Here is a 923-nt window from a genome sequence, read left to right on the forward strand (position 1 = left end):
AAGTCACCGACACCATCGATACCTCTACCGTGAAGCTCAGCGCCGATACTTCGGTGGCTGAAGGTGGCACCGTCACTTACACCGCCACCGTCGGTGCGCCGGTCACCGGCTCACCGGTTGTTGTAACCCTGGCCAACGGTCAGACGATCACCATCGAAGTGGGTAAAACCACCGGCACCGTGACCACCACCGCGCCGAACGATGCGCTTAACGGTCATGAGCCGTTGAGCAACTCGATCACCGGTGTGACCGGCGGCAACTACGAAAATCTGGTGGCGGACAAAACCCCGGTTTCGACCACCGTTACCGACACTGTCGACACCACCAATCTGTCGCTGAGTGCCACTGGCACCGTGGCGGAAGGTGGCTCGATCGTCTACACCGCGACGCTGACCAACCCGGCCGGTACGCCGGTCACCGTGACCCTGTCGAACGGCGCGGTGATCACCATCGAAGCGGGTAAAACGACCGGCACCGTGACCGTTCCGGCGCCAGCCGATGACGTCTACAAGGACGCCGGCAAAGTCGAAGTCACGATCAAGGATGCGTCCGGCGGCAACTTCGAAAATCTGGTACCGAGCACCGTCCCGGCCGTGACCGAAGTCACCGACACCATCGATACTTCGACCGTGAAGCTCAGCGCCGATACTTCGGTGGCTGAAGGTGGCACCGTCACTTACACCGCCACAGTCGGTGCACCGGTCACCGGCTCACCGGTTGTTGTAACCCTGGCCAACGGTCAGACGATCACCATCGAAGTGGGTAAAACCACCGGCACCGTGACCACCACCGCGCCGAACGATGCGCTTAACGGTCATGAGCCGTTGAGCAACTCGATCACCGGTGTGACCGGCGGCAACTACGAAAATCTGGTGGCGGACAAAACCCCGGTTTCGACCACCGTTACCGACACTGTCGACACC

1 protein-coding gene is annotated in these 923 nt (G+C 61.1%); it reads left to right on the forward strand.

The genetic code is table 11. The features are described from left to right. Positions 1–923: immunoglobulin-like domain-containing protein (locus tag HT737_RS30960; protein ID WP_182404710.1), on the forward strand; the 923-nt coding region annotated here is incomplete at both ends.

Source organism: Pseudomonas sp. MD195_PC81_125, assembly GCF_014060985.1.
GTDB lineage: Bacteria > Pseudomonadota > Gammaproteobacteria > Pseudomonadales > Pseudomonadaceae > Aquipseudomonas > Aquipseudomonas parakoreensis.